23 protein-coding genes and 1 other RNA gene are annotated in these 25713 nt (G+C 61.6%); 13 read left to right on the forward strand and 11 right to left on the reverse strand.

Going from position 1 to position 25713, the window contains the following annotated elements; genetic code table 11:
• Positions 1 to 89: 89 nt before the first annotated feature.
• The 3 genes from CAK95_RS14530 to CAK95_RS30480 form a co-directional block, all read right to left on the reverse strand.
• Positions 90 to 2816, reverse strand: a complete 2727-nt coding sequence (locus tag CAK95_RS14530) for an ATP-dependent helicase (protein ID WP_183044353.1) — start codon at positions 2814 to 2816, stop codon at positions 90 to 92.
• Positions 2817 to 2959: 143 nt separating this feature from the next.
• Complete coding sequence (locus tag CAK95_RS14535) at positions 2960 to 3691, reverse strand: dienelactone hydrolase family protein (protein WP_086088554.1); 732 nt, start codon at positions 3689 to 3691, stop codon at positions 2960 to 2962.
• 112 nt (positions 3692 to 3803) lie between these two features.
• A complete protein-coding gene (locus CAK95_RS30480) occupies positions 3804 to 4355 on the reverse strand; it encodes a thioesterase family protein (protein ID WP_086088555.1) in 552 nt (183 codons plus the stop codon).
• 239 nt (positions 4356 to 4594) lie between these two features.
• Between CAK95_RS30480 and CAK95_RS14545 the strand changes: the two genes are divergently transcribed.
• Both CAK95_RS14545 and CAK95_RS14550 read left to right on the forward strand, forming a co-directional pair.
• On the forward strand, positions 4595 to 6022 hold the full coding sequence (locus tag CAK95_RS14545) for an FAD-binding oxidoreductase (RefSeq protein ID WP_086088556.1): 1428 nt from the start codon (positions 4595 to 4597) through the stop codon (positions 6020 to 6022).
• A gap of 343 nt (positions 6023 to 6365) precedes the next feature.
• Entirely contained in the window at positions 6366 to 10034 is a 3669-nt protein-coding gene (locus CAK95_RS14550) for an AsmA family protein (protein ID WP_183044352.1), read from the forward strand.
• A gap of 119 nt (positions 10035 to 10153) precedes the next feature.
• On the opposite strand, the gene CAK95_RS14555 is transcribed toward CAK95_RS14550, so the two are convergent.
• The 5 genes from CAK95_RS14555 to ssrA form a co-directional block, all read right to left on the reverse strand.
• Positions 10154 to 10420 (reverse strand): ribbon-helix-helix domain-containing protein, encoded by a 267-nt coding sequence (locus CAK95_RS14555; protein WP_086088558.1) that lies wholly within the window; start codon positions 10418 to 10420, stop codon positions 10154 to 10156.
• The gene (locus CAK95_RS30485) at positions 10356 to 10604 is read right to left on the reverse strand and encodes a DUF4169 family protein (RefSeq protein WP_086088559.1); all 249 of its coding nucleotides are present in this window, start codon (positions 10602 to 10604) and stop codon (positions 10356 to 10358) included. Before CAK95_RS30485 ends, CAK95_RS14555 begins: the two co-directional genes overlap by 65 nt.
• A gap of 192 nt (positions 10605 to 10796) precedes the next feature.
• Complete coding sequence (gene fumC / locus CAK95_RS14565; RefSeq protein ID WP_086091420.1) at positions 10797 to 12188, reverse strand: class II fumarate hydratase; 1392 nt, start codon at positions 12186 to 12188, stop codon at positions 10797 to 10799.
• Positions 12189 to 12314: 126 nt separating this feature from the next.
• A complete protein-coding gene (locus tag CAK95_RS14570) occupies positions 12315 to 12845 on the reverse strand; it encodes an SspB family protein (protein ID WP_086088560.1) in 531 nt (176 codons plus the stop codon).
• Between the two features lie 91 nt (positions 12846 to 12936).
• Positions 12937 to 13296, reverse strand: a transfer-messenger RNA (tmRNA) gene (ssrA, locus tag CAK95_RS14575).
• Positions 13297 to 14000: 704 nt separating this feature from the next.
• Between ssrA and CAK95_RS14580 the strand changes: the two genes are divergently transcribed.
• The 11 genes from CAK95_RS14580 to CAK95_RS14630 all read left to right on the forward strand — a co-directional run bounded on the left by CAK95_RS14580 (position 14001) and on the right by CAK95_RS14630 (position 24065).
• Positions 14001 to 14582: a chromate transporter gene (locus CAK95_RS14580; RefSeq protein WP_086088561.1), complete on the forward strand. Its 582-nt coding sequence runs from the start codon at positions 14001 to 14003 to the stop codon at positions 14580 to 14582.
• On the forward strand, positions 14579 to 15109 hold the full coding sequence (locus CAK95_RS14585) for a chromate transporter (RefSeq protein WP_086088562.1): 531 nt from the start codon (positions 14579 to 14581) through the stop codon (positions 15107 to 15109). The genes CAK95_RS14580 and CAK95_RS14585 overlap by 4 nt, the downstream gene beginning before the upstream one ends.
• 117 nt (positions 15110 to 15226) lie before the next feature.
• Positions 15227 to 15712: a tripartite tricarboxylate transporter TctB family protein gene (locus tag CAK95_RS14590; protein ID WP_086088563.1), complete on the forward strand. Its 486-nt coding sequence runs from the start codon at positions 15227 to 15229 to the stop codon at positions 15710 to 15712.
• Between the two features lie 9 nt (positions 15713 to 15721).
• Positions 15722 to 17227, forward strand: coding sequence for a tripartite tricarboxylate transporter permease (locus CAK95_RS14595; RefSeq protein ID WP_183044358.1), 1506 nt, complete (start codon positions 15722 to 15724; stop codon positions 17225 to 17227).
• 150 nt (positions 17228 to 17377) lie between these two features.
• A complete protein-coding gene (locus tag CAK95_RS14600; protein ID WP_086088565.1) occupies positions 17378 to 18379 on the forward strand; it encodes a tripartite tricarboxylate transporter substrate binding protein BugD in 1002 nt (333 codons plus the stop codon).
• A 139-nt stretch (positions 18380 to 18518) separates the two neighbouring features.
• Positions 18519 to 19313, forward strand: coding sequence for a thymidylate synthase (locus CAK95_RS14605; protein WP_086088566.1), 795 nt, complete (start codon positions 18519 to 18521; stop codon positions 19311 to 19313).
• Between the two features lie 20 nt (positions 19314 to 19333).
• Positions 19334 to 19879: a dihydrofolate reductase gene (locus CAK95_RS14610; RefSeq protein WP_086091421.1), complete on the forward strand. Its 546-nt coding sequence runs from the start codon at positions 19334 to 19336 to the stop codon at positions 19877 to 19879.
• Between the two features lie 83 nt (positions 19880 to 19962).
• Entirely contained in the window at positions 19963 to 21120 is a 1158-nt protein-coding gene (gene hflK / locus CAK95_RS14615; RefSeq protein WP_086088567.1) for an FtsH protease activity modulator HflK, read from the forward strand.
• 11 nt (positions 21121 to 21131) lie between these two features.
• Positions 21132 to 22061: a protease modulator HflC gene (gene hflC / locus CAK95_RS14620; protein WP_086088568.1), complete on the forward strand. Its 930-nt coding sequence runs from the start codon at positions 21132 to 21134 to the stop codon at positions 22059 to 22061.
• Between the two features lie 27 nt (positions 22062 to 22088).
• A complete protein-coding gene (locus CAK95_RS14625; RefSeq protein ID WP_086088569.1) occupies positions 22089 to 22274 on the forward strand; it encodes a DUF2065 domain-containing protein in 186 nt (61 codons plus the stop codon).
• Positions 22275 to 22517: 243 nt separating this feature from the next.
• Positions 22518 to 24065, forward strand: a complete 1548-nt coding sequence (locus tag CAK95_RS14630) for a Do family serine endopeptidase (RefSeq protein WP_086088570.1) — start codon at positions 22518 to 22520, stop codon at positions 24063 to 24065.
• A gap of 94 nt (positions 24066 to 24159) precedes the next feature.
• On the opposite strand, the gene serB is transcribed toward CAK95_RS14630, so the two are convergent.
• The 3 genes from serB to CAK95_RS14645 form a co-directional block, all read right to left on the reverse strand.
• The gene (serB, locus tag CAK95_RS14635) at positions 24160 to 25068 is read right to left on the reverse strand and encodes a phosphoserine phosphatase SerB (protein ID WP_086088571.1); all 909 of its coding nucleotides are present in this window, start codon (positions 25066 to 25068) and stop codon (positions 24160 to 24162) included.
• 66 nt (positions 25069 to 25134) lie between these two features.
• A complete protein-coding gene (locus tag CAK95_RS14640) occupies positions 25135 to 25455 on the reverse strand; it encodes a DUF5615 family PIN-like protein (protein WP_086088572.1) in 321 nt (106 codons plus the stop codon).
• Positions 25452 to 25664, reverse strand: coding sequence for a DUF433 domain-containing protein (locus CAK95_RS14645; protein WP_086088573.1), 213 nt, complete (start codon positions 25662 to 25664; stop codon positions 25452 to 25454). Before CAK95_RS14645 ends, CAK95_RS14640 begins: the two co-directional genes overlap by 4 nt.
• Between the last annotated feature and the right edge of the window lie 49 nt (positions 25665 to 25713).

Below are 25713 nucleotides of genomic sequence, written 5' to 3' on the forward strand. Positions count from 1 at the left end.
CAACGTCTGCGAACCCGAAACCCATATACGCCGGTTGTGGATGTGGATTCCGGGCTCGCCGCTTTGCGGCGCCCCGGAATGACAACGCCTCACACCCTCTCCACAAAACTATCCACCACGCGCTTTTCGCCGGCCTTGTCGAAAAGGATGGTCAGCTTATTGCCATCCACGGCCACGACGTTGCCGTTGCCGAACTTGATGTGAAACACGCGATCGCCGGTCTTGAAGTGAGATGACACGCCGGTCGATTTGGCGATGAGTTCGCCTTCGATGGTGAGCGGTTCTCGGCGCGCGGCGAAGCGGCCTTTGGCAGTGCCGGTGGCGCGCGAGGAATGGGAGCCCTGGCGTGTGACCCCCTCCCGGCCGGCAAAGCCGGCCGACCTCCCCCTTTCAGGGGGAGGAGAAGAAAGATCATCGCTGTCATCCGAAAAGCGGCCTTCGCTTTCGTATTCGGAGCCTTCGTCACCGAAGCCATCGAACTCATCGTCGCGCTGGCGCTTCTGTGCGCGCTGCCAGCCGGGTGTTGAATAGCTCGAGCCCGAAGGCTTGAAGGAATCAAAGCGCGAGGCCGCGAACCCGCCGCCGCCATAGCCACCCATGCCGGTGAAGCCGCCTTTCGCCTCCGTCACCTCCACATGCGCTTCCGGCAATTCGTCGAGGAAGCGCGAGGGGATGGTCGAATTCCACATGCCATGCATGCGGCGGTTGGTGGCGAAGTAAAGCTTGGCGCGTTTGCGCGCGCGGGTGATGCCGACATGAGCGAGCCGCCGTTCTTCCTCGAGGCCGGCGCGGCCGCTCTCGTCAAGCGAGCGTTGATGCGGAAACAGGCCTTCTTCCCAGCCCGGCAGGAATACGGTGTCGAATTCCAGCCCCTTGGCGGAATGCAGCGTCATGATGCTGACGGCGTCCATCGGCTCGCCGTTGTCGCGGTCCATCACCAGCGCAATGTGTTCGAGGAAGCCGTTGAGGTTCTCGAAATCCTGCATGGAGCGCACAAGCTCCTTCAGGTTTTCGAGCCGGCCGGCGGCGTCGGCGGAACGGTCCTTCTGCCACATCTCGGTGTAGCCGCTCTCGTCGAGCACGATTTCGGCCAGCTCGGTATGCGGTAGCGCTTCGCTCTGCGTGCGCCAGCGATCGAACGAGGTCATGAGATCGCGAAGCGAGCCGCGCGGCTTTGGCTTAAGTTCATCGGTTCCAATGATGGCATGCGCAGCTTCGGTGAGCGGGATGCGGCGCGCACGGGCATGGTCGTGCAAGAGCTTCACCGTCGCGTCGCCAAGGCCACGGCGCGGCACATTGACGATGCGTTCGAAGGCGAGATCGTCGGCCGGCTGGTTGATCACGCGCAGGTAGGCGAGCGCATCGCGGATTTCCGCGCGCTCATAGAAGCGCGGGCCGCCGATCACGCGATAGGGCAGGCCGAGCGTGACGAAGCGGTCTTCGAATTCGCGCATCTGGAACGAAGCGCGGACCAGAATGGCGATCTGGTCGAGATTGTGCTTGGCGCGCTGGAGCTGTTCGATCTCCTCGCCGATCGCGCGTGCTTCCTCTTCCGAATCCCAGGCGCCGGTGACGGTGACCTTCTCGCCCGGCACGTCCTCGGTGTGCAGCGTCTTGCCGAGCCGCCCCTCGTTATGAGCGATGAGATGCGACGCGGCGGCGAGAATGTGGCCGGTGGACCGGTAATTGCGTTCGAGGCGGATCACGCGCGCGCCGGGGAAGTCCTTCTCGAAGCGCAGAATGTTATCCACCTCCGCTCCGCGCCAGCCATAGATCGACTGGTCGTCGTCGCCGACGCAGCAGATGTTGCGGGGCGCGCGTTGTGGCATCTCGGCCTCGCCCTTCGAGACGCGCGGCTCGCCGCGCTCCTCAGGGTGAGGGTCGGAGAGTTGAGGCATTCGCAAATCTTGCCCCTCATCCTGAGGAGCATCGCCAACGGGGTCGCGCGAAGCGCGACCCGATAGATTTGGCGATGCGTCTCGAAGGACGAGGCCTGGTTGCTGCGAAGACAGCGGCTGCCCGAGCAACCTCAGCCACAGATACTGCGCGACGTTCGTGTCCTGATATTCGTCGACGAGGATGTAGCGGAAGCGCCGCTGATAATCGCGCAGCACATCCGGGTTCTCCCGGAACAGCCGCAGCTGCTCGAGCAGGAGATCGCCGAAGTCGCAGGCGTTCAGCGTCTTCAGCCGGTCCTGATAGGCAGCGTAGAGCTCCTTGCCCTTGCCGCCCGCGAACGCCATCGCCTCGCCGGCGGGAACCTGCGCCGGCGTCAGTCCTCGGTTCTTCCAGCCGTCGAGGATTCCGGCGAACACGCGGGCTGGCCATCTTTTTTCGTCGATATTCGCCGCTTCCAGGAGCTGTTTGATCAGCCGGATCTGGTCATCGACATCGAGGATCGAGAAATTGCTTTTAAGGCCGACCAGCTCGGAATGCCGGCGCAGAATCTTGACGCCGATGGCATGGAAAGTGCCGAGCCAGGGCATGCCCTCGACCACCTGGCCGACCATCTCGCCGATGCGGTGCTTCATCTCGCGCGCGGCCTTGTTGGTGAAGGTCACCGCGAGGATTTGCGAGGGATAGGCTTTTCCGAGGTTGAGGATATGGGCGATGCGGGTGGTGAGAACGCGCGTCTTGCCGGTTCCCGCGCCCGCCAGCACCAGCACCGGCCCGTCGAGGGTTTCCACCGCCAGCCGCTGTTCGGGGTTCAGCGCCTCCAGATAGGCGAAGTTGCTCGGGCCACGGACGGCCTGCATCGCGCGCGCGGCGATGCCGCCGGAGGACTGGATTTGCGGTTTTTGTGCTTGATCTGCCATGCGAATCTCAACGCCCAACATGGCATCGCAAGCGCCAAAACGGGAGGGGTTCGGGCTGCTTTACCGGCCGCCCCCTCGTTCCTTGGGCCGAATATTGGTGATATTCGGCCGCTATCGGCGTTGTTCCCCAGCTTTTTGCGCGGTCACAACTTTTTGGCGAAGGCATCCTGGATGAAATCATCCAGCATCCGGTAGGCTTGGTGCGCGGCCCCGGCGTTGTATTCTGCCACCCCCGGCATATCGGCTTCTTCCTCGGTGAAGGAATGGAGGCGGCCGCCGAAATCGAGGATCTGCCAGTTGGCGCCGGCGCCATCGAGCTCCGTTTCCAGCGCATCGCGATCGGCCTTGCCGGAGACCGGGTCCTTGGTGCCATGCAGGACGAAGATCGCAGCTTTGATGTCGCCCTTCTTGGCCGGCATCGTGGTGGCGAGATCGCCATGCAACGAGACGGCCGCGTCCAGCTCGGCGCCGCTGCGGGCGAGCTCCAGCACATTGCCGCCGCCGAAGCAGAAACCGACCGCGGCCTTCTTCGATGAATCGCCGATGCCGCGCTTCTCGGCCTCCGCGATCAGGGTCTGCAGCGCCGCATTGACGCGGGCGCGGCCCTCGACCCGATCCTGACGCACCTTGGTCATCCACTCGGTGGCTTCCGCCGGCCCCTCGCAGGTCTTGCCCTCACCATACATGCAGGCGACGAAGGCGATGTATTTGTCGCCTGCCATTTTTGCGGCGCGGTCGATGATGGTCTCGGTCACGCCGAGCCAGTTCGGCATGACCAGCAAAAGCGGACGTTTGCCGCTGACCTTCTCGTTCCAGACCAGCGCACCGTTTCCGGTGACGCCGCCGGCTTGATATTGAATTCGTTCAACAGTCACCGCATTCCTCCCAACTCACTATTGGCCCTAAGTCACGTTCCTAGTCACAAGCATGCCACCGATCCAACCTATGCCGGATCAGTGTCGCGCGCGCTACGGACCGTTTGGTGTTTCAATCATACTGGAGCGGCATGGGCCGAGAGAAAATTTGGCGCTCACGCCTTCTCCGGCATCGCGATGCGCCGGCCGACAGCTTCGGGCCGTGGCAGACGGGCGTGCGACTTCCGCACTTCGCCCAAGCGCTTTGCGACGTCCGGCGGGAAAGGCGCGGTCTTTTTTGCAGACATGTCGATATGCAGCGACAGGTTCTCCGACGTCGCCGAAACCCAACCCTCGGTCGCGTGGAAAAGCTGCTGAAAGAAGTGCATCCGCTTCGTATCGAAATCGGCAACTGGAACGTCACCCGCACGGGCGCGCCCTCCTGCAATTCGCGCAGATAGCGGATATGGACTTCGGCGGTGAAGAAGGAATGCTTGCGCTCCTGCAGATAACGCTGCCCCAGCCCTGCAAGATTGTAGAGTTCGTCGAGGCCGCGATCGAACAGCACATTGTAATAGGCCATGTTCAGGTGGCCGTTGAAATCAATCCAGGCCGGCTCGACGGTCATCACCGACGAGACGAAGGGAGCAAAGAAAACCGGTTCGAAATCTGCGCGATCGAGCATGCTTGATTGTGTCGGGGTGGGCTGCGCGTGTAAATCGATAATCCGTAAAATGGCAGCAATTTACTCAATCTCGTGCCTTTTCTGCGACCTCGATGCGGAGCGCAGAGCGACATGAGCTTGGCGTGGAGTTACCGGTTGAGGGGAGCTTTTTAAGACCCGGGCGATCTCCGGAAAACCCGATTCCACTTTTTGGAAATCATGGATTAGTTTGGCGGCGTATCTGCAAAGGAACCTGCTCGATGGCGTTTGCGGCCGAAGCGAAAACGACCTCCATCCCGGCGCGCGATCCGCGCGCGACTGCAGCCGCCATCGCGGAACTCGCAGCCCATTTCGGTAACCGGCTCGTCACCTCGCAGGCGGTCCGCGAGCAGCATGGCAATACAATGACCTGGATCGACAACCAGGCGCCGGATGCGGTGGTTTTCCCGCAGGAGACCGCTGACGTGCAGGCGGCGGTCCGGATCTGCGCGAAGCATGGGGTGCCGGTCATCCCCTTCGGAGCTGGAACCTCGCTCGAGGGCCAGATCAATGCGCCACAGGGCGGGGTCAGCATCGATTTCCGCGACATGAACCGGATTCTCGCCGTGCATACAGAGGATCTGGATTGCGTGATCGAGCCCGGCGTGACCCGCAAGCTGCTGAACGAGCACCTGCGGGACCAAGGCCTGTTTTTTCCGATTGATCCGGGCGCCGATGCCTCGCTCGGCGGCATGGCCGCGACCCGCGCATCCGGCACCAATGCGGTGCGTTACGGCACCATGAAAGACAACGTGCTGTCGCTGAAGGTCGTCAAGGCTGACGGCGAGATCATGACCACGGCGACCCGCGCGCGGAAATCGTCGTCCGGCTATGACCTGACGCGACTGATGGTCGGTTCGGAAGGCACCCTCGGCGTGATTACGGAAATCACGCTCAAATTACACGGCATTCCGGAGGCAATTTCCGCAGGAATCTGCCCGTTTCCGTCGGTTGAGGCCGCCTGTAACGCGACCATTCTCACCATTCAGTCCGGCATTCCGATCGCCCGCATCGAACTCCTGGACGAGGTCCAGGTGAAGGCCAGCAACGCCTATTCCAAGCTGAGTCTGCCGGAGACGCCGCTGCTGCTGGTGGAATTTCACGGCACCGAAACCGGGGTTGCCGAGCAGTCCCAGCGTTTTGGTGAGATCGCGGAGGAGCTTGGCGGCGGCCCGTTCGAATGGGCGACCAAGGCAGAGGACCGGACGCGCCTTTGGCAGGCCCGCCATGACGGCTATTTCGCTGCATGTTCGTTGCGGCCGGGAGCAAAATCGCTCGCGACCGATGTCTGTGTGCCGATTTCCCGTCTCGCCGAATGCGTGACCGAGACCCAGCGCGACGTACAGGAGGCAAAGCTGGTGGCGCCGATCGTCGGTCACGTCGGCGACGGCAATTTCCATGTGGCGCTGATGGTCGAGCCGTCAGACCCTGTCGAGATGAAAGCGGTCAAGATTTTCCTCGAACGTTTGACGGAGCGGGCACTGCGTATGGGGGGAACCTGCACCGGCGAGCACGGGGTCGGACAGGGGAAAATGAAGTATCTTCTGGCCGAGCATGGCGCGCCGGCCCTCGCGGCCATGAAGGCCATCAAGCTTGCGCTCGATCCGCAAAACATCATGAATCCCAGCAAGATGCTGCCGCCGGACTGACGCTGCCGCCTAGTTTTCCACTTGGCCTAAACCATAGATTTGCCGTCAAAAGGCGCTAGTCACTACAATCTATCGTGACGGGCGAGGCAGCCTACGCTCGCACTGATTTGACATTTCTTGCAGGGCAGAGCGGGTAGGTTCGTCTATCAAGGCGGGCCAGACGGATTTTGATGGGCTAGTGCGGTTTTTTTGACGTTCCGATTACCCTCGCGATCATCTCTTTCATCGGAACGTCAGAGACAAAACCGCACTAGAATCAAAAGTTGCTAGTGTCCTTTTGTCTCCAACGCTTCGTTCAAGAGGCCGTGGCAAAGGGATACGAAGCGTCGGAGACAGGACACTAGTGCAAACGACGTTGCTCAGCTTGGCGATTGCCCTGATCGTGGCACTGCTTGCAGCGCTGCTTGGTCCGTATTTCATCGACTGGAATACCCATCGCGCAACATTCGAGGAACAGGCCAGCCAGGCTGTTGGCCTGCCGGTTCGCGTCACCGGCCCGATGGATGTGCGGCTGTTGCCTGCGCCCCGCCTCGTTCTCTCTGGCGTCGAGATCGGCAAGCCGGACGACCCGCAGGCTGTGCGTGCCAAGGCGCTTGCCATCGAGTTCGCTCTGACGCCGCTCTTTTCGGGCAAGCTGCGCGCCGTGGAGATGCGGCTGATCGGTCCGGAGGTGAAGGTCTCGCTCGCGGAGGATGGACGCGCGACGTTCCCGACGGCGCTTGGCGGTGTGAGCACTCAGACCTTGTCGATCGACAAGCTGAATATTGAAGATGCGAGCGTGGAGTTGTCGGACGCCGCGAGTGGCACACATGCGACCTTGAGCAAGTTGTGGTTCAACGGCGAAGTGCGGGCGCTACCGGGGCCGATCCGCGGCGAGGGAGCATTCGTTCTGAATGGCGGGCTTTACAGCTATCGCGTATCGACCGGACGGCCGGAGGCCAATGGATCGCGGGTCCGCTTCAGTATCGATCCAAGCGACCGTCCGGTGACCGCCGATGTGGACGGTCAGTTCACCGCGGACGGAGGAGCACCGCGTTTCGAGGGGCAGGCGACGCTGGCGCGGCGTATTGTTTCCGGCAAGGGAGACAAAGGCGTTCCTGATCCATGGCGTGTTACGGCGCGCGTGAAAGCGAATGCAGCGAATGCGTTGTTCGAACAGGTCGAGTTTCAATATGGTCCGGACGATCGTGCTCTGAAACTGGCCGGGACGGCAGAAGCGAAATTCGGCCGACGGCCTCGGCTCGACGTTGTCCTGTCCGCACGCCAGCTTGATGCCGATAAATTGCTGGTGGCGACAAGCGGCGCGAACTTGCCGCCGCGTGCGGCGCTTGCCGCCGTGCTGTCGGCGGCTGGAGAGATCGCGCCGCCGCCGCTTCCGACCCAGATCGGTTTCGGTATCGATGTGGTGACGCTGGGCGGCGCGGCCCTGCAGAATGTGCGCGGCGATATCGAACTCGGTGGGCACGCAGCGATCTTGAGCGGCTTCGAGGCGCGCGGGCCCGGCTTCACGCAATTGCAGGCCAGCGGACAGATCCAGACCGACGGTGACCGGCTATCGTTCACAGGGCCGGTGGAAGTGACGTCAGCCGATCCGCGTATATTCGGCGACTGGCTGGAAGGCAGGGCCATCGCTGCCTTGCCGTCGCGATCCGTTCGCCTGCGCGGCGACGTCACTCTGGGGACGGGCAAGATCGCGATCGAGCGCATGCAGGCGGAGCTCGATCGCAAGGCCTTCGACGGCGGCTTTTCCTATGCCAAGGCCAGTGCTGGCGAACGCAGCCGGCTCGATCTGACCCTGCGCGCCGATGAGCTCGATCTCGATGCGCTGATGCAATTCGCCGGTTCGGCCAAGGCGCTGGCCGACATGGAACGGCCGGATGACGTGGCGCTGTCGCTGGCCCTGGGACGGCTGCGATTTGCCGGCGTCGATGCCGGCAAGACCGATGTCAAACTGGCGCTGAATGCCGCTGGATTGAACGTCGAACGATTCTCGATCGGTGATCTCGGCGGACTGTCCATCGACGGCGAGGGACGTATCGATCTCAAGGCGCAAGCGCCGCGAGGCGGCCTCTCCTTCAATCTCGGCATGCGCGATCCTGCCGCGTTTGTCGCGCTCGCCAGTCGTTTGTCGCCGGGCCTCGGCGCATCCTTTGAAAGGGCCGTTGCTGCGACTGCTCCGGCGAAACTGTCCGGGACCATTGCCGTCGAGCCATCAGGGAATGCAGGGGCCAGCCAGGCGAATATCGCAATCAACGGTGCACTGGGCGCAGCTCAGCTCAATCTGAAAACGTCGCTGACCGGCCAATGGAAGGACCCCGGCAAGGCAGACATTGCACTTGATGCCTCGCTCGATGCGAACGACGTCAATACCCTGGTGACGCTCGCAGCCGCAGAAAAATGGATTTCAGTGCCGCGGCAACCCGGCACTTATACCCTCTCGCTTCGCGGCAAGCGCGATGGCGACATGCGGATCGATACCCGCATCGCGGCCGCCAATCTCGACGCGCGGGCTAATGGTACGATCCGCCCCTTTACGAGCGATGGCAAAAGCGCCGCACTCAATATCGCCATCGGCAAGGCCGATGTCATGTTCAACCGCAAGGCGATCCCGGTTGTTCTGCGCACCAGCCTGAAGACCGATGCGTTCCGCGCCCGTCTCGATAACATCAATGCGACGATTGCCGGGACCGTGTTGCGTGGACAGCTTGGCCTGTCCTTCGGCGACGATGTGCCGGTGATCGACGGCGAGCTGAAAACGGGTGCGATCGACGTCGGCGCATTCTTCGCGGCAGCCACCGGCCTCGATGCGGCGAAGACTGCGAACGAGCGATGGAGCGCCTCGCCATTTGTGCTGCCCGCGCTGCCGGCATTGGCGGGGGAAGTGAAAGTGGAAGCCGCGCGGGCGGCGCTGTTGCCGTCGTTCACGGCGTCGAAGCTGCAAGCCATGCTCCGCTTCTCGCCGACCCGGATCAAGGCGGAGTCCATCGAGGCGGATCTCCTGGGCGGGCGCGGCACCGCAGAAGTGACGTTGCGGCGCAGCGCCGACGGCATCGGCATGCAGGGCCGCGTGGCGATCAAGGGGGCCGATGCGGCCCAGCTTTTATTTTCTGAAGGGCATGCTTCTCCGCTCAGTGGCCGCGCCACGCTCGATATGCAGTTTGAAGGTGGTGGGTTGTCGCCGCGGGCCATCGTCGGCTCGCTGAACGGATCCGGTATGCTGACGCTGGAGAAAGCGCGTGTGGCATCGCTCGATCCGGGCGCATTCTCGACCGTGACCCGCAGTGTCGATCAGGGCCTGCCGCTGGATGCGCAACGTGTTCGCGGCGTGGTAACACGCTCGCTCGATGCAGGCTCGCTGGCCATCGCCAGCGCCGAGGCCTCATTGGCGATGGCCAGCGGTATTGTGCGGATAGAGACATTCGCGGCCAGCGCCGAGCCCGTCGAGCTTGCGGTGACGGGGTCCTACAATCTGCTCGATGCGCGGATCGATACGCGCCTCGCGTTAACGGGTGCGGCCGTTGCCGGCGCGCCAATGCGTCCCGAACTTGTGGTCGCTCTTCGCGGTCCGGCATCGGCGCCGGAACGGACCGTCGATGTTTCTATGCTAACCGGATGGCTCGCGCTGCGCTCTGTCGATCGGCAGACGAAACGGCTCGAAGCGATCGAGCAGGGGCGGCCGGCAGAGGCGGCCCTGCAAACACAAGACGACAAGGCTGCTTTGGATAAGGAAGCGTCGGGAGAACCGACATTGCCGGAGCTGGCGCCCGTCTTGCCGCGGCCCCGACCTGCCGCGCCGCAGCAACCGCATGTCGCAGCGCCCAGTCAGCAGCCGCATGTCGAGCCGTTGCCGGCGCCGGTGGAAATCAGGCCGGCGGCAGGCGAGCGTCGCCGGGTTCCGCAGCGTGTCGAAGGCCCGCCGCGCGCCAATCCATTTCCGCAGCCGTTGGGAAATCCATTCCCTCAGCCTTTGGGAAGCCCGCCAGCGGCGGATTCGCCATCGCTGTTCCGTTGAGACGGACGCAATAACCACAACCTGCGAAACCGCAGTTTCGAAGGTTGTCTGTCACCTCTATTTTCGAAACAGCCGCATCGCGATCCTGGACCGCGCAGGTCCAGGATCAATGGCCGACGTTATGGGATGCTACGCATTCCGTCACTGTGTCCGTTCCTGTCCCTGTCCCCCGACAGCGAACGGTAGTGATCCAGTACGAACAGCCGGATTGCAGAAGACAGGTTGCCGTGCCGGCGTTGTGAATCGATATTCGCGACCATGTCTGAAAGGGTCATATTGCGCTCGTCGGCGATTTCCTTCAGTCCCTTCCAGAAGGCATCTTCAAGACTCACACTCGTCTTGTGCCCCGCGATCACGATTGATCGTTTCACGACCGGCGACTTCATTGGCCTCTCCGAATCCAAGCCGGTGCCCGTCGAGAATGTTTGAAGACTTGTCACGTTGCGCCCCTTCCGTTTTGCGCTCCGTCTTTGATCGACCGTGGATCAGTCGACGTGCTGCAGCACTATCCGCTTCGCGCTGCCGCTCGCGTTTCTTCCTCTCCAACCGAAGATTAAAGACGTTGCCCATTTAGACTCAGCGGTAGCCCGTTAAACAAACCCCCAACGGGCCCCCACGATTAATCAGCACATACCGACCGTTGATTGTGCCATTAGCGTGGCGGGGCCAAGGCGGAATTGTTCTCGGTTAAAAAATGCAGTTGCCATCCCCTTACCGGGGGGATCCAAAAGCACGGTATGATCGCAGGGCAGGCGCCAACAATCAGTGCGGGCGCACCATTTTTTCCGGCCGCACAAGCTTGTCGAACTGGTCGGCGGTAACAAAGCCGCCCTTGACCGCCTCTTCCTTCAGGGTCGTGCCATTCTGGTGCGCCAGCTTGGCGATCTTGGCGGCATTATCGTAGCCGATGGTCGGTGCCAGGGCCGTCACCAGCATCAGCGAGCGCCCCATCAGCTCGTGGATGCGCTTCTCGTCGGCGCGGATGCCGATCACGCAATTATCGGTAAAAGAGCGCGCTGCATCGGCCAAAAGGCGAATCGATTGCATCATCGAAAACGCAATAACCGGCTTGTAGACGTTCAGCTCGAAATGCCCCTGGCTGGCTGCCATGGTGATGGTGGTGTGGTTGCCGAACACCTGGCAGCACACCATCGTCAGGGCCTCCGCCTGGGTCGGGTTGACCTTGCCGGGCATGATCGAGGAGCCGGGTTCGTTCTCCGGCAGGATGAGTTCCCCGAGCCCCGAGCGTGGTCCCGATCCCAACAGGCGGATATCGTTGGCGATCTTGAACAGGCCGGTGGCCATCGCATTCAGGGCGCCATGCACGAAAACATAGGAGTCATGCGTTGCCAGCGCTTCGAATTTGTTCTGTGCACTGACGAAGGGCAGCTTGGTGATGGCCGCGACATGCTGCGCGAACAGTTTTGCGAATCGCGGCTTTGAGTTGAGCCCCGTCCCCACCGCGGTACCGCCCTGAGCGAGTGGATACAGTTCCTTCGTCGCCTGCTTGATGCGCGAGATGCCAAACTTGAGCTGGGCCGCGTAGCCTGAAAATTCCTGGCCAAGGGTCAGCGGCGTTGCGTCCTGCGTATGCGTGCGGCCGATCTTCACGATTTTCGCGAAGGCCTTTTCCTTCGCTTGCAGCGCTTCGTGCAGATGCTCAAGCGACGGTATCAGGACGTTGGTGATCTCCAGCACGGCGGCGATATGCATAGCCGTCGGAAAGCTGTCGTTCGACGACTGGCTCATATTGACCTGGTCGTTCGGATGCACCGGCGTCTTGCTGCCGCGCGGTGCGCCGAGCTTCTCGTTAGCCCGGTTGGCGATGACCTCGTTGAGATTCATGTTGGTCTGGGTGCCGGACCCGGTCTGCCACACGACCAGCGGGAAATGATCGGCGAGTTTGCCGTCGATGACGTCCTGCGCCGCAGCGACGATGGCTTTGCCGCGTTTGGCGTCGAGCGATTCCAATTCCATGTTGGTTTGCGCGGCCGCACGTTTGACGATGCCGAAGGCACGGATCAATTCCGCCGGCATGCGGTCACCGCCGATGCGGAAATTCTCGAGGGAGCGCTGCGTCTGCGCGCCCCAATAGCGATCGTCGGCAACCTCAATGGGGCCGAAGCTGTCGGTCTCTGTGCGTGTTTTGGTCATGCGCAATTGTAACGCGGCAAGCGTCACGCGCGGAAGCGGCCAGATTTGGAATTGATGGAAAGGATTAGTTTTTGCTTTTGCGCATGATCTTGTCGGAAAATCGGTCCCCACTTTTCCGGATCAGGCTCATTTCTTTCGGAAGCGATCGAGCCGCACCACCTCGCCGGACGGCTTGTCGCCCGAGGGTTCGTCATCCGAAGGCTTGTCGGTCTCGGCCGCAGCAGGAATGGGTGTCACTGACGATTGGCCTTCGGCGCTTTCCGGTTTCTCCGACGGCATGTCGGCATTGTCCTGCTCGACCTCGATGGTCTCGAACTGCAGGCCGAATTGCACCGAGGGATCAAAGAAGCTTTTGATCGCCGTGAACGGGATGGCCAGCTTTTCGGGAATGCCGCTGAACGACAGGCCGACTTCGAAGCCGGTGTCGGTCACCTTTAGATCCCAGAACTGATATTGCAGGATGATCGTCATCTCCTGCGGAAATTGTTCGCGCAGCCGCTGCGACATCCGAACCCCTTCGTCGCCGGTGCGGAAGGTGATCGAGAAATGATGTTCGCCGGGCAAGCCGCTCTTGGCGGCGTCCGTCAGCACGCGGCGCACGAGGCCGCGCAGCGCGTCCTGGGCCAGGAGATCGTAGCGGATATGGTCGATGGCCATCTTTTTTCGTCGTCAGATTCGGCGTCATGGTACTCCGCCTGTCCGCCCGCGTCAGCAGAAGCGCCAAGGAAGCCGGGGACAAGTTGGGAGAAGTGGAGGCTTCTGTTGCCAGGTGCCTCCGAACCCCGCCTGACGGAGCTTAACCCATCAGGGCTTTAGGCTTGGTCTTTCAAACCGCTTACGCGGCCTGAGCAACCGGAGCATAGTTGTCGTTGGCAACTATACGATTGGCCCGATATCGGCGGTACCATGCCGAGCGAAAGAACAACTTTTACGCCCTCGTCGATCCTGTTTCGCCCCCGCCAAAGCCCGTTTTTCACGGCGGACTTTGGTGGAGGCGCCGGGTACTGCCCCCGGGTCCGAAAGGTTTATTATGAGGCCCGTTTATCGCCATAGCCGGCTTGCGCCGGCACTGAGGAATATAAGTGCGCACGCCCGGTGAGGGAAGGGCAATCGCGGTTTCCGGCATGATGGCGTCGATATCTCAGGATGAAGTGGAGCAGACGCGCGAAAGCCGCCCCATTTTTTTGCCGGCGCGGGCGCGCCCGTCTTCCAGACCGCCGCTCGGAACCCTTCGAAGAGAAGGGCGCGCGGAACGCCGGGCTCTCAGCCTGCCCGCGGCCCCATGCGCGATGTGAGTAAAGCGCATGAGATTGGTAGCACCACGAACCGCCGAAAAGCTTCGGCGTTCCGCGCGCGGTGTTTGAGGCTTGCTCTGCGACAACCCCGGAGGACAGACACCGTGGACCGGACGACACCGGGCGGCTCTTCTTGTTATCCTCCGCTGGTGACCCACGGCCGGTGAGCCGGATCATCGCAGCTTGGGCCTCCGCATCGCGCGATACGTCCTTCGCGCCACACGGCCACCGCATCCCGCCCCGCGTCTCACGACGCTCATGAAACGCCCCTTCAGCGGGACGGGATTCAAGGATTTAAATCCTAGATCGACGAAAATGTCAAGTGGAATTTTTGCTGCCGTTATCGCGGCAAAAGTATCTCCGTTGCCCCCGCGAAAGCGAGGCCATAACCACGGTTGCTTTAACGCACAGTCGAACACGACCTCGCTCGAAAAAAGCTCCGGTCCAGCAAAAAAGCATCGCGCCTGTTCTGACATCGCGGGACGGGACCTGCGCCTCTTGCGCTAAACCAAAACGCATGTCGAATACGCAGACCGACCCGGTAACGCCCACCATCACCCATCTCGATCTGACCCTGTCCGAACTCTTTCTCGGCTTCGCGAAGATTTCCGTGTCCGGCTTCGGCTTCATCCTGCCCTGGGCGCGGCGGCTGATCGTCGACGAAAAGAAATGGATGACGCCGGAGGAATTCAACGAGACGTTCTCGCTGTCGCAATTCCTGCCGGGACCGAACGTCGTCAACATGGCGGTGGTGTTCGGCTCGCGCATGCGCGGTGCGCCGGGCGCTGCGGTCGCATTCGCCGGCTTGCTTGGACCGCCGGCGCTGATCGCAACGTTTCTATCCTTTCTCTATTCGCAGTTCGGCGATGCTGACATCCTGCGCCGCATCCTGACCGGCATTGCCGCAGCGGCGATCGGTCTGATGATCGCGGCGATCGCCAAGATGGCGGAGCCGCTGCTGCGCAAACTCTCGCCGTCCGTGATTGTTCTCGTCATCACCTTCGTTGCGATCGGCGTGTTTCGCTTTCCGTTGATACAGACACTTCTGGTGCTCGCACCCGTGAGCATCGCGCTGGCCTATTGGTGGCAGCGCCGATGAAAAGCACCGATCCTCTTGTCACGCTGGCTGCGCATTTCGCGATGCTGTCGCTGTTTGCAATCGGTGGCGCCAATGCCGGTCTGCCGGAAATGCATCGGCTGGCCGTCGAGGTCGAGCACTGGATGACCGATCAGCAATTTGCCGATCTGTTCGCGATCGCGCAGGTGACGCCAGGGCCGAATGTGATCATCTCCACCCTGATCGGTTATCAGGTCGCGGGAATCATGGGGGCCTTTGTCGCGACAGTTGCAGTCTGCGGGCCGACTTGCGTTGCCACATTCTTCATCACGCGCGTATGGGATCGTTTTCGCACTGCACCATTGCGCATCGCCATTCAGGCTGGACTGGTTCCAGTATCCGTTGGGCTTCTCGCCGCCAGCGCGTGGATATTGGCGCAATCGACGGACAAAACCGTGATCGCGTTCGCAGTCACGGCGGCGACCGCCCTGATCGGATTTTTCACCAGGGTTAATCCGCTCTGGATCTTTGCCGCCGCGGCATTATTGGGGGGAATCGGCCTGATGTAAGCGGCCGCCCACAATTGTTTCTTTCAGTTCGTGTCATCGAACTGCTAGACAAGCGCATCAGCTTGGGCGAAAGACCCGAGCGAGGGGCACTGTATTTCTACGAGTTGGGGAGGGCGTATGGCCGCAGGCGTAGGACAGCCGGGACAGCCACAAGCCAGTGGGTTCATCCGAAGCCCGCAGGACTTCTGGGGCGGCGTCGGTCTTGTCGCATTTGCAATATTCTCGCTGTGGGCGGGAAGTGATCTGCCAGGATTACGCGGCTTCGCGTTCGGGCCTGGCACCGCGCCGCGATTGTTCGGCTGGCTGCTGGTCGGAACAGGTGCGCTGGTCGCAATCAATGGCCTGATCTCGCATGGACCGCCGCTTGAGAAGTGGGGTATCCGCGCTCCCGTTCTCTTCATCGCATCGGTCGTGTTTTTCGGAGCCACGATCCGTCCGTTGGGGATGATCATCGCAACTTTTTTTACGTTGATGATTGCAGCCGCCGCTTCCAAGGAGGTGCGTTGGGGTGAAAGCGTGATCTGGTCCGCTGTGCTGACGGCGGGCTGTGTGGCGTTGTTCATCTACGGCCTCAATCTTCCGCTTCAGCTCTGGCCGCGGTGAACGACCATGATGGATCTCATCAATAACCTCGCCTTCGGCATTAGCGTTGCCGCGTCGTTCCAGAACCTGATGCTGTGTCTGATCGGTGCGCTGGTCGGTACGCTGATCGGCGTGCTGCCCGGTCTTGGACCGGTTGCCACTATCGCGATGCTGCTGCCGATCACCTATGGCCTGCCGCCGGTCGGTGCGCTGATCATGCTCGCCGGCATCTATTACGGCGCGATGTATGGCGGTTCGACAACGGCGATCCTCGTCAACATCCCGGGCGAATCTGCGAGTGTGGTCACGACACTCGACGGTCACGAGATGGCGAAGCAGGGCCGTGCCGGTCCGGCACTCGCCATCGCCGCGATCGGCTCGTTCTTTGCCGGCTGCGTGGCGACCGTGGTGATCGCGGCGGCGGCGGCGCCGCTCACGAGCGTTGCGCTTCTTTTTGGCCCGGCGGAATATTTTTCGCTGATGGTGCTCGGCCTGATCTTCGCGGTCGTGCTGGCCAAGGGATCGGTGCTCAAGGCCGTCTCCATGATCCTGTTCGGCCTGGTGCTGTCGATGGTCGGCTCCGACCTCGAAACCGGTGCCGGACGGATGAACTTCAACATTCCCGAGCTAGCCGACGGTCTTAACTTCGTCGTCATCGCCATGGGCGTGTTTGGCTTCACCGAGGTGCTGCGTAATCTTGAAGTGACGCACAGCCGTGAGATCGTCCAATCCAAGATTACCGGCTTGATGCCGACGCGGGAGGATCTCAAGGCCGCGGCCCCGGCGATTGGGCGCGGTACCGTCCTCGGATCGCTGCTCGGCGTTCTGCCTGGCGGTGGATCGATCATCTCGGCCTTCGCGTCCTACACGCTGGAGAAAAAGCTGGCCAAGGATCCGCGACGGTTCGGCCGTGGCGCCATCGAAGGCGTCGCCGGGCCGGAAACCGCCAACAACGCGGCGTCGCAGACCTCCTTCATCCCGCTGCTCACCCTCGGCATTCCGCCGAATCCGGTGATGGCGCTGATGGTCGGCGCGATGACGATCCACGGCATCGTGCCGGGCCCGCAGGTGATGACCAAGCAGCCCGACCTGTTCTGGGGCATGATCGCCTCGATGTGGTTCGGCAACCTGATGCTGGTGATCATCAATCTGCCGCTGGTCGGTCTGTGGGTGCGGTTGCTGCGGGTGCCTTACCGCCTGCTGTATCCGCTGATCCTGATCGTCTGCTGCATCGGCGTCTACTCGGTCAACAACGCACCGGCCGACGTCTATTTGACGGCAGCCTTCGCGGTGGTCGGCTATTGGCTGGTGAAGCATGATTTCGAGCCGGCACCGATGCTGCTCGGCTTCGTGCTCGGCCCGCTGATGGAGGAAAATCTCCGCCGCGCCATGCTGATCGCCCGCGGTGACTGGAGCGTGTTCCTCACCCGTCCGATCTCCGGCGCCTTGCTGGCGATATCGGCGATCCTCTTGATCATCGCGCTGTTGCCGATGATCCGTAAAAAGCGCGACGAGGTGTTCGTCGAAGAAGGCTAACCCCTGCGTCTATTGGCTAACTTGATTTCGGGCGGCGTTTTCGATGAAAACGCCGCCCGAATGCTATGATATTTGCTTGATCCTGGCCGTAAGGCCCTTAGCTCCAACCAGAAAATGCCGGACACACGTTGTCCAACGGAGGAAATTTGCATGCGCCTTTTCACCCGTCTTGCCGGAACTGCCGCCGGCCTGCTTGCGCTCGTTGCGCTAAGCCTTGGCGCCCTGATCGTGCCTTCGCAGGCGCAAAATTATCCGGCGCGTCCGATCACCCTGATCGTGCCGTTCGCGGCCGGCGGTCCGACCGACATCATTGCCCGCATCGTCGCTGACAACATGTCGAAGACGCTCGGCCAGCAGATCGTGATCGAAAACGTGGTCGGCGCCGGCGGGACCACCGCCAGCACCCGGGCGATGCGTGCCACCCCGGATGGCTACACCATCATCATGGGTCACATGGGCACCCATGCCGCCGCCGTGCCGCTCTATCCGAAGCTCGCCTATCACCCGGTCAAGAATTTCGAGCCGATCGGGCTTGCCGCCGGGACGCCGGTTCTGATCGTGGCCCGGAAAGATTTTCCGGCCAAGGATCTCAAGGAATTCATCGCCTATGTGAAAGCCAATGCTGACAAGGTCAACATGGCCCATGCCGGTGTCGGGTCGGTGTCATTCACCAGCTGCCTGCTCTTGAATGCGTTGATGGATGTGAAGCCGACATCGATCCCGTTCCAGGGGACGGGACCTGCGCTGAATGCGCTGATCGGCGGTCAGGTCGATTATATGTGCGATCAGATCGTCAATCTGGTGCCACAGATCACGGCCGGCAACATCAAGGCTTACGCCATCGGTACGCCGGAACGCAGCCCGGCTCTGCCGGACGTGCCGACCACGAAGGAAGCCGGCCTGCCGAAATTCGATGTGTCCGCCTGGAATGCGCTGTTCGCGCCGAAGGGCACGCCGAAAGCGGTGCTCGACAAGCTGTCGGATGCGCTGAACAAGGCGCTGGATGACGAAGGCGTGCGCAAGCGTCTGCTTGATCTCGGCAGCGTTATCCCAGCACCGGACGGCCGCGGCCAGGCCGCGCTGAACAAGCTGGTGGAGAGCGAAATCGAGCGCTGGACCCCGGTGATCAAGGCCTCGGGCATCACGCAATAAGCTTCCGGGAATACCGGTGTCGGAAAGGGGGGCGGCCGCGCGGCTGCCCCTTTTTCATGTGGGAATCGGATATCCTTGCCGGAAGGCAGCGGAATGCTTTGATACAGTGGCGATCCGACCTTCACGCGGAAAAGACCAGATGCGGCAATACCTTGAACTGATGGAGCACGTCCTCGCTCACGGTGTGGAAAAGCGCGACCGTACCGGTACCGGCACCCTGTCGGTGTTCGGTTATCAGATGCGGTTCGATCTTTCGGAGGGTTTCCCGCTTCTCACCACCAAGAAGCTGCATGTGAAATCGATCATTCACGAACTGCTGTGGTTTCTCGCGGGCGACACCAACATCAAGTATCTGAAGGAGCAGGGCGTTCGCATCTGGGATGAATGGGCTGACGAGAATGGCGATCTCGGTCCGGTCTATGGCCGGCAATGGCGCTCATGGCCAGCGCGCGATGGCGGCACCATCGATCAAATGCAAAATCTGCTGCGCGACATCGAGCGCAATCCGGATTCACGCCGCCTGATCGTCACCGCCTGGAATCCGGCCGACGTCGACAAGATGGCGCTGCCGCCCTGCCACTTGCTGTTCCAGTTCTATGTGGCGAAGGGCAAGCTGTCCTGTCAGATGTATCAGCGCTCGGCCGACATCTTCCTTGGCGTGCCATTCAACATTGCCTCCTATGCGCTACTCACCATGATGGTGGCGCAGGTGACGGGACTGAAGCCCGGTGAATTCATTCACACCCTTGGCGATGCACATCTCTATCTCAATCATGTCGAGCAGGCGCATCTGCAATTGTCGCGCGCGCCGCACGCGTTGCCGACGATGGCGATCAATCCGGACGTGAATGATCTGTTTGCCTTCCGCTATGAGGATTTCACGCTCGAAGGCTATGAGCCGCATCCGCATATCAAGGCACAGGTCGCGGTGTGACCGATCGTGCTGCATCCGGCATGGCCGCGTCCAACCGCGTTCCGATCATGCTTGTCGTTGCCGTGGCGGAGAATGGCGTCATCGGCCGCGACAACCAACTGCCGTGGCGGATCAAATCCGACCTGAAATATTTCCGCGCCATCACCATGAACAAGCCGGTGGTGATGGGTCGCAAGACCTATGTCTCGATCGGCAAGCCGCTGCCCGGCCGCACAAATATTGTGGTCTCCCGTCGGGACGATTTCACCGCCGCCGGTGTTCTTGTCGCCCCCGGGATCGATCAGGCGCTGGCCGCGGCGCGCGGTGACGCGCTGCGGCGCGGGACGCATGAAATTGCCGTGATCGGCGGCACCGAGATTTTCAGACAGACCCTGCCGGTGGCGGACCGGCTGGTTTTGACGCAGGTCCATGCAAATCCGGACGGCGATACTTATTTCCCGGCCATCGACCCGGCGATCTGGCGTGAAATCGATCGGAAGCCGCAATCGCAAGGGCCGGACGATGAATATGGCTTTACGATTGTTAATTATCGACGCAGGGACGACCAAGGATCGGGCGCGTCATGAACGCGCGTTGTAAGGGACTTGGGGCTCCCCTATAACCCACGCCGGAACAACGGACACCCCGAGGGGTGTCCAGGGAGACTTACATGCCGTGGAGCAATCAGGGCGGTGGCCCTTGGGGTTCGGGTTCAAAGGGGCCATGGGGATCCGGGCCGCAATCGCCCGGCGGATCGACCCCGCCCGACCTCGAAGACCTGCTGCGCCGCAGCCAGGACAAGCTGAAGACTGTGCTGCCAGGCGGCGGCTTCGGAGGCCGCGGTATTGCGCTGTTGGTGGTCGCGGCTCTGGTGATCTGGGGCTTTTCCGGCTTCTACCGGGTGCAGCCCGGTGAACTCGGCGTGGTGCTGCGCTTTGGCCAGTATGTGCGCGATACGCCACCCGGCCTGAACTATCACCTGCCGTACCCGATCGAGTCCGTGCTCACCCCGAATGTCGAGCAGATCAATCGTATCGAAGTCGGCATGCGGCAGGTCGAGGATGCCCGGCGCGGTACAACGATGCGTGATGTGCCGGAAGAAAGCCTGATGCTGACCGGCGACGAGAATATCGTCGATGTCGATTTTGCGGTGCTGTGGAAGATCAAGCCGGATGAGGCGAGGAACTACCTGTTCAACATCCAGTATCCGGAACTGACGGTGAAGGCGGTGGCCGAAAGCGCGATGCGCGAAGTTATCGGCCGGTCCAACATTCAGCCGGTGCTGACCGGCGCGCGGCAGAATATCGAAACCGCGGTGCATGACCTGATGCAGAAGACGCTGGATGAATACAGAGCCGGCATCCAGATCCGTCAGGTGCAGATGCAGAAGGTCGATCCGCCGGCGCAGGTGATCGATGCGTTCCGCGACGTGCAGGCGGCGAGAGCCGACCTTGAACGCGCGCAGAACGAAGCGCAGACCTATGCCAACCGCGTCGTGCCGGAAGCGCGCGGCCGCGCCGCGCAGATCCTGCAGAATGCCGAAGCCTATCGCGAGCAGACCGTCGCCGAAGCGACCGGCCAGACCTCGCGCTTCAAGCAGGTGTTCGAGGAATATGCCAAGGCACCGCAGGTGACGCGCCAGCGCATGTATCTCGAAACCATGGAGCGGCTGTTCAGCGGCACCGACAAGATCATCCTGGATTCGGGCGTGGGTGGCAGCGGAACGGGCGTCGTGCCTTATCTGCCACTCAATGAATTGAACAGACCGCGGCAGCCGCAAACGCAAACGCCGCAGACACAAGTCCAGCAACAACAGCAGCGCCGGTAACGGAGGCACCCATGAAATTAGGAGTTGCGGGCGGCGTGCTGGCAGTTCTGGCCATCATTGCAGCGATTGTCGGCTACAGTTCGATCTTTACGCTTCCGGAGACCGGACAGGCTCTGGTCGTGCGGCTGGGTGAGCCCATCCGCACCGTCACCAATGCCGGATTGCACTTCAAGGTGCCGTTCATCGATAATGTCATCATCATCGACAAGCGCATTCTCGACCTGGAAAATCCGGCGCAGGAAATCATCGCGTCCGACCAGAAACGTCTCGTGGTCGACGCCTTCGCGCGTTATCGCATCGTCGATCCGCTGAAATTCTATCAGGCGGTGCAGACGGTCCCTCGCGCGAATTCCCAACTGGCGACGTTGCTCAATTCGGCGCTGCGTCGCGTGCTCGGCGAAGCCTCGTTCCAAACCTTGGTGCGGGACGAACGTCCGGCCTTGATGGGGCGCATCCGCGAACAGCTCGACCGCGAAGCAGAAAACTACGGCATCAACGTTGTCGACGTCCGTATCCGGAGAGCCGACTTGCCAGAGCAGAACAGCCAGGCGGTCTATCAACGGATGCAGACCGAGCGTCAGCGCGAGGCTGCGGAATTCCGCGCGCAAGGCTCACAACGCGCGCAGGAAATCCGCTCGCGTGCCGACCGTGACGTGACGGTGCTGGTCGCCGAAGCCAATTCAAAGTCCGAGCAGATCCGCGGTGAGGGCGACGCAACGCGTAACCGCATCTTCGCCGAAGCCTTCAGCAAGGATCCGGATTTCTTCTCCTTCTATCGCTCGATGCAGGCGTACGAGGCCGGCCTCGGCCACAACGACACCCGCATGGTGCTGAAGCCGGATTCGGAATTCTTCCGCTTCTTCGTCGATCCGTCTGGCCGCATGCCGGGCAGTGCGCAGCCGGCGCAACCCGCGCCGACCGCACCGTCCGCCGCGAGGTAATCGAAGCAAACCGGGCGCGACACGTTGATGTGGGATTTTATTGTCGCGGTCGGTCTTGTACTGGCGCTTGAAGGCCTGATGTTTGCGGCATTCCCGCGTGCCGCAAAGCAGGCGATGTCCAGTGTGCTCGAGACCCCCGATCAGATGTTGCGGATCGTCGGGATCGTTTGTGCGTTGGTCGGAATTCTGGTGATCTGGTTTGTCCGCGGGTGACAGGCGGCAGGGCCGTGATTCCGCCACAAAGCATGATGCCAAAAGTGCGAAGCGGTTTTCGGACCCATCATGCGCTAGTGTATTGGAATCGATCACGTTTACGATTTTGGATCGATTCGAACCAAAATCGTCGTGATCTCATGTGACCCTTGTTTGCATCGCGGCATTGCCCTTGCTTCGACAGACGGACGAAGGCAGTGTCATGCAAGCTTTTAGGACAGCCTTTCGGGAGATGTCGCAGCCATGACGGCTTTCTTCGCATTGCCTTTCAGCGCCTATCGCCGGCCCTTGCTGGCTGGATTGGCGGCAGCGGCGATGGTCGCTCTGGCCCCACCCGCCCAGGCGCGCGGTCCGGAAAATATCGCGGACGTGGCCGAGCAGGTGATCGACGCGGTGGTCAATATTTCCACCTCGCAACGGGTCGAGGGCAGCGGCCGCACCGGCCCTGGTTCCTCCCCCCGCCAGGGGCCACAGGTTCCTCCCGGTTCCCCCTTCGAGGATTTCTTCAAGGACTTCTTTGAAAACAGGCGTGGCGGACAGGGCGGCCCCGGCGGCCGTCCAGGCCAGCAGGGCCAACAGGGCGAGAACCAGAATAGGGCTCCGCGCCGGACCTCGTCGCTCGGTTCCGGCTTTGTGATCGATCCGAACGGGCTTGTGGTGACCAACAACCACGTGATCGCCGACGCCGAGGAGATCAACGTCGTGTTCAACGACGGTTCGCGGCTGAAAGCCGAACTGATCGGCCGCGACGTGAAGAGCGATATCGCGCTCCTGCAGGTCAAGCCGGAGAAGCCGCTGACGGCGGTGAAGTTCGGCGATTCCGACAAGCTCCGGCTGGGCGAATGGGTGATCGCGATCGGCAATCCGTTCAGTCTTGGCGGTTCGGTGAGCGCCGGTATCGTATCGGCGCGCAATCGCGACATCCAGTCCGGTCCGTATGACAACTACATCCAGACCGACGCCGCCATCAATCGTGGCAATTCCGGTGGTCCGCTGTTCAATCTCAACGGCGAAGTGATCGGCGTGAACACGGCGATCATCTCGCCGTCCGGCGGTTCGATCGGTATCGGCTTTGCCGTGCCGTCGAAAGTCGTGACGAGCGTCATCGACCAGTTGCGCGAATTCAAGGAAGTGCGCCGCGGCTGGCTCGGCGTGCGCATTCAGCAGGTGACGGACGATATCGCCGAAAGCCTCGGGTTGAAGCAGGCGCGTGGTGCATTGATTGCCGGTGTCGACGACAAGGGGCCGGCAAAACCCGCGGGCATCGAGGCCGGCGACATTGTCGTGAAATTCGATGGCCGCGACATCAAGGAAATGCGTGACCTGCCGCGCATCGTTGCCGACACCGCCGTCGGCAAGGATGTCGAAGTGGTCATCGTCCGCAAGGGCAAGGAAGAGACCAAGATCGTCAAGCTCGGCCGTCTCGAAGATGCGGAAAAGGCAAAGCCGGCTTCGATCGAGCGTGATGCGCCGGCCGACGACAAGACGGTGGTGAAGAAGTCGTTGGGTCTCGACCTCGCCAATATCTCCCCGGACCTGCGCACCCGCTACAAGATCAAGGATACGGTCAAGGGCGTGGTGATCACCGCGATCGACCAGAACTCGGCGGCCGCCGACAAGCGGCTCAGCGCGGGCGATGTGATCGTCGAAGTGGCGCAGGAAGCTGTCGCCAATACCGAGGACTTCCAGAAGCGGATCGACAAGCTGAAGAAGGATGGCCGTAAACTGGCATTGCTGCTGGTGGCCAATCCTGAAGGCGAGGTGCGGTTCGTGACGCTGGGGCTGCAGTAGCTGCAGTTTTAACCGTTCGCCCCCGCGAAAGCGGGGGCCCAGCACATTCAGATCTTGTGGCTCCTGGGTCCCCGCTTTCGCGGGGACGAGCGGCTTATGGTTCTGTGATCCATTCCTCCACAAACTCTTCCCGCTTATAACCCTGCAGATACAGCAGCGCCGTCAGATCGCCGTGATCGATGCGCGCATCGGCGGCGGCGGCGACCGCGGGCTTGGCGTGATAGGCAACGCCGAGACCGGCGCGTTCGATCATGCCCAGATCGTTGGCGCCATCGCCGACGGCCAATGTTCTCTGCAGCGGCAATTGCAGATGGCGCGCCAGTTCGAGCAGCGTGTCGAGCTTGGCCTCGCGGCCAAGCACCGGTTCTTCGACAAAGCCGGTCAGCTTGCCGTGCTCGACCAGCAATGTGTTGGCATGGTTCTCGTCGAAACCGATCATGTCGCCGACCACTTGCGTGAACAGCGAAAAGCCGCCGGAGACGAGGCAGGCATGGGCGCCATGCTTGCGCATGGTGTTCACCAGCAGTTTCGCGCCCGGCATCAGCGTGATGCGGTTCTCGATCACCTCATCGACCACGGTGACCGGCAGGCCCTTCAATAAAGCCACGCGTTCGCGCAAGGCCGGTTCGAAGGCGATCTCGCCGCGCATGGCCCGCTCGGTGATGCCGGATACCAGCGCCTTGAGGCCGACCAGATCGGCCAGTTCGTCGATGCATTCCTGGCCGATCATGGTGGAATCCATGTCGGCGACGAGCAGCAGCTTGCGCCGATGCGCCATCGGCTGCACCACGATATCGATCGTCTTGCCGGACAGGGTTTCGCGCAATTCGTCGGTGACCGCCCGTTGGTCAATGCCCTCATCCGGGGTAAAGGCAATGTCGGCAGCGATGCCGGGATCGAGCCATTGCGGGTCGCCGGCACGCGGCAGCGCCGCCCGGGCGCGGATCAGCGCGTCCTCGCCAAGGCCGTTGGGATAGGCGATCAGAGTGGCGACGTGGGTCATGTGAGGTTCGATCAAGTGAAGCGCGCGGTGCTTATTGCAGGGCCGACCGCCAGCGGCAAGTCGCGCCTAGCGACCAATCTGCTTGATGTTTCCTGGGGTCATGAGCGGGAGGGCATCGAGCAATTCCGGTATCAGTGAGCGGATGTCAGATAATCTACTGGTTTTGGGTCTCAGGAGCGCCACCGCGATCTGAAGGCGGCCAATCGTCTGCTGATATGGAAGATTGCTGTCCAATGTAATGAAAACGTCGAAACGGTTTGCCGCCAGCGAGAGCAGTTCGCCGTTTTTGATGCCAGCCCAGCCCATCGTGTGAACGGTGCGGACGTCGTGCCCGGACAGTTCGCGTGTGAGGCGCCAGTCGATGCACTCGTCCAGCAAAATCCTCACGACGCGGCTTCGACAGCCCTGTCTTTCGCCTCTTCCAGGAAAGCGATGACTTGAGCACGTGTGACGCTTGGAAAACCGTCCAGGAAATCGTTGATCGATTCCCCGCCTTCAAGATAGTCGAGAAGGGTCTGCACGGGCACACGCGTTCCCCGGAACACAGGCGTTCCGTTCAGAATGTCGGCGTCGCGGCTGATAACCGATTGCTTCATGCTCACAATCCTAGCCCGGTTGCAGCCTACCCTTCAATCCGGCAGAAAT

The organism is Pseudorhodoplanes sinuspersici, from assembly GCF_002119765.1.
Lineage (GTDB): Bacteria > Pseudomonadota > Alphaproteobacteria > Rhizobiales > Xanthobacteraceae > Pseudorhodoplanes > Pseudorhodoplanes sinuspersici.